Below are 6,897 nucleotides of genomic sequence, written 5' to 3' on the forward strand. Positions count from 1 at the left end.
AGGCAAGTTTTTATGCAATTATTAGATTCGCTGGCAAATCAACTGTCAGATATTCCAGAGTCATTGCAGACATCACTACAAGATATCGTTTATAAGGTTGAAATCCAGTCTCACTATTGTATTAGACATCCAGACTTTGGCCCGGTGGAAGTACCAGAATCAATAGTCCCTCACTTTCAACAATTATCTTTAGATTTTCAAAATAAGTTTTTGAGTCATCAATTACGTAGTTTACTTTACGCCTTATACTACAATGGCTCATCGAAAAGTCTTCCGTCATCCAATAAAGAAGCAGCGAATTTGGCTTTAAACCAAAATCTCGAAAACAATACACTATTTGGCGTAGATATAGCTTTTTACGATCGCTTGCATGAAAATAACAGAGGTGTAGGCTACTGGAATGATAATTGGCTGCTTCTAAAAGAAGACGTAGATGGTAGTCTGGTGGTGCATAAGAACGGTTTGAGACTGCACGTTGAACCCGATAGCTTACAACAACCTGCTAATATTGGTGACTCAATAGCAATCAAAATGCCTAAGAATCTGGTACAAAACGGATTTTATATGGCAATTGCTAATGCAGCTATGGCTCGAAATTATCAAACTTTGGTACGTGTCTACTTCAATTTGACCCCCGAAGGCTCAGTTGTAGTCATGAACGATTTGACTAGCCAACTCAATGCTATATCCATTGCCTTCTCATTTAAAGCATTGTACAACCCTTCTGATTATGGGCGCTACGACTCAGCAGTGCTTTATTTTGACAAAAAAGATTATGAACTTGTTCGTCCAGTCTTAGAGAGGGTATATAAAGAAAATCAAGTGCATTTTCAAGAGCAAGTACCTTTATTTACCAAGTTTATAGCACCAGGGTTAGCGATCGCTGAAGAACCAGACCGTAAATTTGGCGACCAAGAAAGTTTTGGTACACATCGATGCCAAATTGTTGCTAATGGTTTGCTTGAGGCTTGGCATCTAGGGAATGATACGCCAGAAGATAGAATAGCAGCAATTCTGCGGCATTTCTCATTATGGGAAATTGAATTGCAACGTCCTTACCTCAATGCAAACTCGGATGATATCTACACTTCCATAAATCTCTGAACTGCCGAACATTATACTCCTGATTTCTAATTGAAAATCATATTTTCAATCACCAAATTTTAGATTTGGAATAACAAGACTTGGGATTTAAGCATTAACTCTTAATAAGGGGCTTAAGTTCCAAGTCTTCTTAATATACTTAGTTTTATTCCTCTTTTATCAACGCAAAACCATACATTATAAGGGCAATTCATGAATTATTCCAAAGGTTTAAGTATTGACAAATACAGTAGCTCTAAATCAGTTATGAGAAAATAATAAGGTTGTGAATGTCACTAAGTATTGGGTGCAAAATGTGGAGACGTTCGCTAACTGAATTGAACGAAGCCTATTGAAAACTTCGTGAAATCAAAAGCGCATTTACACACAAACTTATAAGGTAGTTAAAATGACTTACGATTCAGAAGATGTGCAAAAAATCCTTGAAATAGCACTCACCCGGAAACAGGAAGGTGAATTTTCACGAGAACAGCTTATAGAAATGGCATCTGAGTTAGGCATTTCTTCTGATATTTTGGAAAAAACTGAAAAAAAGTGGTTAGTTCAGCAAGAAGAAGAACGGTCACGACGCACATTTAATACTTTCCGACGCAGAGCTTTTTTGGGGCATCTTGTTTCCTTCCTGGCAGTGAATTTATTCCTCATTCTCTTGAATTTAATCACTAGTCCTGGTTATTTTTGGGCTATTTTCCCAGCATTAGGATGGGGTTTAGGATTATTTTTTCATTGGTGGGGCGTTTATCATAGTAAGTCAGACGATTACGAGATTGCCTTTCAGAAATGGCGTTCACAAATTTAACTAAAATTCCAGTCTGATTCTGATAATTTTTGGGGCGATCGCTTCACTAATCACTGTGACAAAAGTTTAACTACCTTCAACAAGTAGGGGCAAAGCGGCTTTCCGCAGGATATTGCCTCTATTTGTCTAGTTAATTGGGATGGTGGCTGAATTTACGCTGTACTTTATTAGTGGCTGTGACGGAATTTTACTTACCTTCAAATAAGGGGATTTTGCCCCTTGTTTTGGTTAATTGAGACTGTTCGCCATAACTTAATATAGGATCTTGAGGTTGAATCCAGACCTCTTTACTGAGAAAGCCAGGATATTCAGCCAGCGCTGTTGTTCAAATTTGCGTGTCCTTCTGGATAAAATTTTCCCTTAAATACGGGGCAAGCTGAAACTTGAGTAGTTCTATAATCACACCCTACGATCCTGTGTTTGCTAATTTGCCAAAATAGAGATGTAGGCTAGAAGAACTACGCTTTTCGCATAGCTTCATTGCCTACACTCAAGAGCAAGGGTCAGCTGCTTTGGCATAAGTAAGAGGAAGGGAATATGGATAACAACAACTGGTTACAACAGCTAATGATGATGGGTCTTGGCACAACGTCTTTAGTAGCAGAAAAACTGCGCCAAGTCAGCGATGACTTAGTTAAAGATGGTAAGCTCAATCCTGAGCAAGCTAAAGCAGTTATAGATGATATTGCCCAGCAGTTAAAGTCGGAGCAGGGAAACTGGGATGTCCAAATGCAACGACAAATGCGAAATATGATGCAAGATTTAGGGGTAGCTCGACAGTCCGAAGTGGACGAACTACGGGGTAGAATTGACCGTTTAGAGCGGCAATTGCGCGATTTGGAAAATAAGCTTTGGCGTTAAGATGTCCTTTCTGATTTAAACTAATTGTGTCCTATTGGTAATCTTTTTGCCAGGATACTTAAGTAAGGAGAACTGATTTTGAAACCAATTTTCCTCAGCGTGGCGTTCATGCTGGTGTGTGTTGTGCTTTTGGCTGTGGGGCAAGTAGGCAGTAAACAGAATACTGCCATTGCTGCCCAGTTAACCCAAACGCCGCCAGCGGCCACAACTGTAACTGAAAACAATATCTTAATTGCGAGTAATACTATGTCTGACGCTAATGCCGTAACTACTCCGTCTGGATTGAAGTATGTGGAGTTAAAAGAAGGGACTGGGGCGACTCCTCAACCAGGACAAACGGTTGAAGTTCACTATGTCGGCACTCTAGAAGATGGTACTAAGTTTGATAGTTCACGCGATCGCGGCCAACCCTTCAGCTTTAAAATTGGCGTAGGACAGGTAATCAAAGGTTGGGACGAGGGAGTTAGCACGATTAAAGTAGGCGGTCGTCGTAAGTTAATCATCCCATCTGAGTTAGGCTATGGCGCTCGTGGTGCTGGTGGCGTGATTCCACCCAATGCAACTCTAATTTTTGATGTGGAATTGCTAGGAGTTAAGTAAAAATTGGGGCATTGGGCATTGGGCACTTGTACTGAGCGGAGTCGAAGTATGGGGCATTGGCTTTTCCCAGTACCCAATCCCCAGTCCCCAATTCAACGGCTAAATTTTTAAATTTTGAAACTTTGTAAACTGTGGATTAAACAAAAGTTTCGCTGTCCCTGTAGGCCCGTTGCGGTGTTTAGCTATAATTACTTCTGCAATGCCGCGATCGGGAGTATCGGGAGAGTAGTATTCATCGCGGTACAACATTATTACTAAATCCGCATCCTGTTCAATCGAACCTGATTCTCTCAAATCTGACAACATCGGACGCTTATTAGTACGCGCTTCCACCCCCCGACTTAACTGAGATAAAGCAATAACTGGTACAGATAATTCACGAGCTAAACCTTTGAGTTGACGCGTGATTTTTGATAATTCTTGTACGCGATTATCGCCTGCTCCTTCCATCAATTGCAAGTAATCTATGACAATTAATCCTAATTCAGTTCCAACTTCCGCTTGCAGCCTTCTTGCCTGACTACGCATTTGCGTAACTGTAATATTCGGCGTGTCGTCAATATAAATTGGCATCTCGGAAAGGATACCAATAGCACGGCTTAAAGGTTCCCACTGTGTTTGACTGAGGCGACCAGTCCGCAAATAACTACTTTCAATTTGCGCTTCACTAGCTAATAAACGTTGGGTCAATTGCTCTTTGGACATTTCCAAACTGAAAAAAGCAACTGGTAATTTATAAGAAGCGGCAATATTATGAGCAAGGTTTAAGCAAAAGGCTGTATTGTGGACACAGATATCATTAGCAACAAAATTGTGTGTTTCGGGAATTGTTAAGTCATAAACCTGCTTATTACCCACCGACTCAATCGCAACTATTTCATCCCAATAAACATCACTGGTTGCTAACTGTTGAAGTGGTAAATTATCTAAAGCTGTAGCCAGTATCCAAAGTCTTTCCCGTTTTAAAGCACGTTTGCCAACATGCATATTTGTTGGCCCTTTAATCCCTGCATATCTAGCTAAATTGCTCCAAGTTTCATTACCTTTTGCTAATGCTATTTGTTCCCAAATCTCTACAGGTATCAAGTCACGATTAGTTTGATATCTTTTTTGAGATATTGCTGCTGCAACTTTTTCTATTGCTTCTTCTTTACTGAAGATACCTATTTCGGCGATAAAAGTTTTAATAGATAAGGCATCAGTAATATCTAATTGCCATGCTAGTCTGCGGGTATTTTTATACATAACAGACCGTTTTTTGAGAGATGCAATAATGCCAAATCGTAATAAAAGATGTTGAATTTGTCTTGCTAGTTTTTCGCTGACTGTTGCATAGCCTAACTGTGATTGACCGCTAGTAAGCAGTGCAGCCCATCCATCAGTAGCAAAGAGACGATTAAGGAATAAGGCTATTTGCGATCGCTCTAACTTAAAAACGATGTTTGGTATAGTTTTAGAATGAGCATCTTTACCCCACAAACCTAATTCTTCTAACCAAAGCGTTAGCGAATTCTTCCGAGATTTGCTCATGCAGGCAAATCCATGAGATACAAACTCTTCTGATTCTAATTGTAAAATTTCGCCTGTTAAACCACCAAAATCCGCAACTGCTTGCAAAAAATCGGTTTGCAGTAATGAATTACCATTTGTAAATCGTGGAGTGCAGTTAGTTAAGCCGCCATCGCCAATTAAATAAGCTAATAACTTGACCTCGCACTCGCGCATAGAATGTGAGCCAAACACATCTATTTTTCGCGGGATAGCGATTTTATCACCAACTTTCAGATTTTCTAGTTTTTGCCAGCCTTTAATAGTCAAATACGGGTGGGTGATTGTAGTTTCAATAGACCTACCTAAGCGAGTTGTTACCCGAAAAACTGGTTTGATACCATCATCTACAAATGCACAGGGTTGAGTAAAGGTAAATTTCCAGTCATTATTTAACGTCAATAATGAACCACTTGTGTTGAGCATCTCGGCTCCGCTCGATGGAACCGGAGTCGAAACATTACGTTGTTTATATAATTCTTCTATTGTGGTAATTGTTCCATCTGCTAAAACTATTTCTGAATCATGGCTAAGGCATTTTCCCATTGATGGGCGGCCCGCGACAATAATCAAATCAGAACGCTGAAAGCCACTGGTCATGGCATCTAAATCGTAAAATCCGCAGGGAACACCAGGTAAGGCGATGCCTTGATTTCGATCCTCAATATCCTGGAAATTATTAATTAGAGTATCAGAAATGTGAACTAAACCCGATTGGGGACGCTCTTGAGTTACACCGAATACTTTCTGTTCTGCCTGATCTAAAACAGTTGGTAACTCGGTTTCTGTTTCGTAACCAAGATGTACAATTTCATTGCCAGCTTTAATTAACTGCCGCCGCAGGTATTTTTCCATCACCAACCCTGCGAGGGCATCGATGTTCACGGCTGACACTGTGCGGTCTACCAGAGTTGCTAATTTATTTCTGCCGCCTATGCGGGTAAGCATCTCATGGTCAGTCAGCCAACTTGTGACTGAAAGCAAATCTGTGGGCTTCCCTTGGGTGTGGAGCCTTACAGCTGCCTGATAAATATCTTTATGGGCACTAATATAAAAAGCTTCGGGAAGGAGGCGATCGCTAACTCGACTAATCGCTTCTGGATCTAGCAAAATACCCCCCAAAATCGCTTCTTCGGCCTCAATATTTTGTGGGGGGAGGCGATCGCTACCATCGCCTTTAAAATTCAGTTCTTCAGCCATAAACGATTTTAGTTTTGACGATTTTGCTAGCCGGGAGTATGGGAGTTATGCAATTTTAGATTTTAGATTTTAGATTTTTTCTTCAATCAAAAATCCAAAATTCTAAATCTAAAATTGGCAGAGTTAGGAATTATTACCCCTGCTCCCTCGTCCCCCTTCTGAGTTAACTAGCGACGACTTGAATATCGACTTGTGCCGCTACATCAGAATGCAGCTTGATTTCGGCTTGATAAGTACCAAGGTGGTTAATATCAGGGATGGTAATTCCACGCCGATCCACTTCTTGACCGGTGGCTGCCTTAATTGCATCTGCAACATCTTGGCTGGTGATAGTACCGAAAATTGCTTCGTTTTCACCAACTTGCTTGGCAATTGTCAAGCTACCAACTTTTTCAAGAGATTCTTTTTGCTCAAGAGCTTGTTGTCTGAGTTCTAATTGCCGTTGACGCTCTTGCTCACGACGGCGTTCTACTTGCTTGAGAATACCAGGAGTGGCATTAGTTGCCAATTTCTGGGGAATCAGATAATTACGAGCGTAGCCAGGAGCTACTTCCACTAAGTCGCCAGATTTCCCCAGCTTGCTGATATCTTGATTTAAAACTAACTGTACGCGTTTCGCCATCGTTTTTCCTGTAAAATCTGATTAATTTGGGTTTGGCTTGATAGCTCACAATGTCACTGCTTTATTCCAAGCTTCTTTGCCTACACCCTAAAGCTTACAGATCGTAGCGAAAGGAAGGGTGCGATCGCAACTATTCCCACTAAAAAGTTGAAGGGATTAGGAA

General features: G+C 40.7%; 6 protein-coding genes and 1 pseudogene. 4 read left to right on the forward strand and 3 right to left on the reverse strand.

Annotated features, from left to right (window positions below; genetic code table 11):
- Positions 1-12 precede the first annotated feature (12 nt).
- Both GNF10_RS11045 and GNF10_RS11050 read left to right on the forward strand, forming a co-directional pair.
- Complete coding sequence (locus tag GNF10_RS11045) at positions 13-1,104, forward strand: T3SS effector HopA1 family protein (RefSeq protein ID WP_185585643.1); 1,092 nt, start codon at positions 13-15, stop codon at positions 1,102-1,104.
- Between the two features lie 388 nt (positions 1,105-1,492).
- Entirely contained in the window at positions 1,493-1,903 is a 411-nt protein-coding gene (locus GNF10_RS11050; RefSeq protein ID WP_185585642.1) for a 2TM domain-containing protein, read from the forward strand.
- Positions 1,904-2,165: 262 nt separating this feature from the next.
- Here the strand turns inward: GNF10_RS11050 and GNF10_RS38505 are convergent.
- Positions 2,166-2,306: pseudogene (locus tag GNF10_RS38505) on the reverse strand (TIGR03792 family protein); the annotation flags it as partial.
- Between the two features lie 134 nt (positions 2,307-2,440).
- On the opposite strand from GNF10_RS38505, the gene GNF10_RS11055 reads away from it, so the two are divergent.
- The gene (locus tag GNF10_RS11055; RefSeq protein WP_012409359.1) at positions 2,441-2,764 is read left to right on the forward strand and encodes a phasin family protein; all 324 of its coding nucleotides are present in this window, start codon (positions 2,441-2,443) and stop codon (positions 2,762-2,764) included.
- Between the two features lie 78 nt (positions 2,765-2,842).
- Complete coding sequence (locus GNF10_RS11060) at positions 2,843-3,364, forward strand: FKBP-type peptidyl-prolyl cis-trans isomerase (RefSeq protein ID WP_041565406.1); 522 nt, start codon at positions 2,843-2,845, stop codon at positions 3,362-3,364.
- Between the two features lie 99 nt (positions 3,365-3,463).
- Here GNF10_RS11060 and dnaB read toward each other — a convergent pair whose 3' ends face one another.
- Complete coding sequence (dnaB, locus tag GNF10_RS11065) at positions 3,464-6,112, reverse strand: replicative DNA helicase (protein ID WP_185585641.1); 2,649 nt, start codon at positions 6,110-6,112, stop codon at positions 3,464-3,466.
- 163 nt (positions 6,113-6,275) lie between these two features.
- Complete coding sequence (rplI, locus tag GNF10_RS11070) at positions 6,276-6,734, reverse strand: 50S ribosomal protein L9 (protein WP_185585640.1); 459 nt, start codon at positions 6,732-6,734, stop codon at positions 6,276-6,278.
- Between the last annotated feature and the right edge of the window lie 163 nt (positions 6,735-6,897).

It is taken from the genome of Nostoc sp. UCD121 (assembly GCF_014222285.1).
Lineage (GTDB): Bacteria > Cyanobacteriota > Cyanobacteriia > Cyanobacteriales > Nostocaceae > Nostoc.

What these genes read in the sequence shown, in the direction of transcription:
- GNF10_RS11045 (WP_185585643.1), top strand. Translation starts at nt 13, where the DNA reads ATGCAATTATTAGATTCGCTGGCAAATCAACTGTCAGATATTCCAGAG.
- GNF10_RS11050 (WP_185585642.1), top strand. Translation starts at nt 1,493, where the DNA reads ATGACTTACGATTCAGAAGATGTGCAAAAAATCCTTGAAATAGCACTC.
- GNF10_RS11055 (WP_012409359.1), top strand. Translation starts at nt 2,441, where the DNA reads ATGGATAACAACAACTGGTTACAACAGCTAATGATGATGGGTCTTGGC.
- dnaB (WP_185585641.1), bottom strand. Translation starts at nt 6,112, where the DNA reads ATGGCTGAAGAACTGAATTTTAAAGGCGATGGTAGCGATCGCCTCCCC.
- rplI (WP_185585640.1), bottom strand. Translation starts at nt 6,734, where the DNA reads ATGGCGAAACGCGTACAGTTAGTTTTAAATCAAGATATCAGCAAGCTG.